Source organism: Polaromonas sp. P3_C2 (genome assembly GCF_056402675.1).
The window spans coordinates 1-1,700 of the sequence record NZ_JBFUGX010000792.1 but is presented as its reverse complement, the minus strand read 5'-3'; the positions used below and the strand labels follow the sequence as shown (position 1 = coordinate 1,700).

Annotated in this window: 1 protein-coding gene and 1 pseudogene; both read right to left on the bottom strand. The window is 63.6% G+C overall.

What is annotated here, in order from left to right; genetic code table 11:
- Nucleotides 1-512: pseudogene (locus AC1DWI_RS22020) on the bottom strand (hypothetical protein); the annotation flags it as partial.
- Nucleotides 513-632: 120 nt separating this feature from the next.
- Nucleotides 633-1,691, bottom strand: a complete 1,059-nt coding sequence (gene rtcA / locus AC1DWI_RS22015) for an RNA 3'-terminal phosphate cyclase (RefSeq protein ID WP_477668907.1) — start codon at nucleotides 1,689-1,691, stop codon at nucleotides 633-635.
- Nucleotides 1,692-1,700 lie beyond the last annotated feature (9 nt).

Below are 1,700 nucleotides of genomic sequence, written 5' to 3'. Positions count from 1 at the left end.
GGCTCCGGCTCCGGCTCCGGCTCCGGTTCCGGTGCTGCTGCTGCTGCTGCTGCTGGTGCTGCTGCTGGTGCTGGTGCTGGTGCTGGTGGGGGCGGTGACACCGGTTTCGCCTCCACAACCGGGTCCACCATCGGCGCTGCAGTGCCATCGAGGTAGTCGCTCAGCAGCTTCTTGGCCGCATTCACGCGCATGATGGCCAGATCGATCCCTTGCCTGACTTTTTGCTGGCGTTCGTCGTCCGTGAAGCGGTCGCCGAAAGTCTTGTCCAGCAGAAAATCCTGTATCGCGACGGCAAACTGCCGGTATTCGGGCGTGCCCACGCCAAAGCTGTCGGCCAGGGTGGTGTTGACTTTCTTTTGCAGGGACTCCACGCTCGAATCCCAGCCGGTTTGCGTCACCGATATTTTGAAGGCCCGCAGAATCTTGATCTGCCGATTGACCTTTTCGATCGCGTTCTCGATCTGGGCTTTATCGGGGGCGCCGGATGGTAGTGTATTTTTGCCGTTGGACATGCAGGTTCCTCATGCGACCAGCCCATACTGTAAGGCTTCTCTGGCCCCGGACTCAACACCAGCAATGCACGGCACCTTTTCACATCGGCATGCATCGGCCAGGAATGACCCGGCCATTCATTACACCTGCAGCGAAATCACCGTTCCGCCACCGCATGGCTCGCACGAGAACTTCACAGGCAGGAAGACTTCGATGGTCCGCGCATTGGTGCGGGTGTGCTCGGTCAGCTCCGTCGCCCAATAGTGACCCATCCGACCCTGCAGGCCCGCCAGTGCCATGGGAATCATCAGCTGGTCTGCCAGGTGCGGGCCTACCGGCGCCTCGTGGGCCTGGTAGGCCTTCACCTCCTGCAGCACGCGGCGGGCGACCTGCTCGGCACTCACGCTCTTTTCGCCATAGGCCGCAAAGACCTCGGTGATGTGCTCATAGCGCAGGACGGCCAACAGCGCGTTGCCCGGCCCTTCGTTGCTGCGCAGCCCGCGGTCGCGCAGGCAGCCTTCTTCCCAACCCAGCCCCTTGCGCAGCACGTCCAGCTCACGTTCCGCCACGCCTCTGGGCAGGCCAGCGTGCAGGCATTCGGCATAAGCCTCCAGCAACGCGCCGCGCTCCATGAGGTGAATGGCCGAAAAGCCCTGCGTGGGCGGATTCAGGCGCACGCGCGCCTCCCCGCCTCCCGCCGGGTAAAAACCGTGGCGGCGCAACTCAATGTCAAACAGGGCCTCTCCATTGCCGGCGAAACAAGGTGCCAGCAGCGACAGGAAGGAACACGACGGCGCCATCGGGTTGTGCGTCCCACCGCTGAGATGCAGCGTGGAGGCGGCCCTGGCCTGGAGCAGCGGCCACAGCACGGTTTGCAGCACCAGCATGCAGCTGCCGGCCGAGCCGACCGCAAATTCGTAGTCGCCCGCGCGCACCTCACCTGGCGTGAACAGCAACGTGGTTTCGCCAATCTGCACCGCCTGACCGGTGGCATTGACGGCGGAAGTCTGATCGACGCCGCCGCCCACAGACACGGCCGCGTTCACGCAGGCCAGGTGCTGGCGCATCAAGCCGGGCTTGGGCCGCTTCGCACGGATGTTGTCCATGCGAAACGGCTTGCCCGTCACCAGGCTGAGCGCCAGCGCGGTGCGCAAGATCTGCCCGCCACCTTCGCCTTGCGAGCCATCCAGTTCAATTATGTTTTTTAC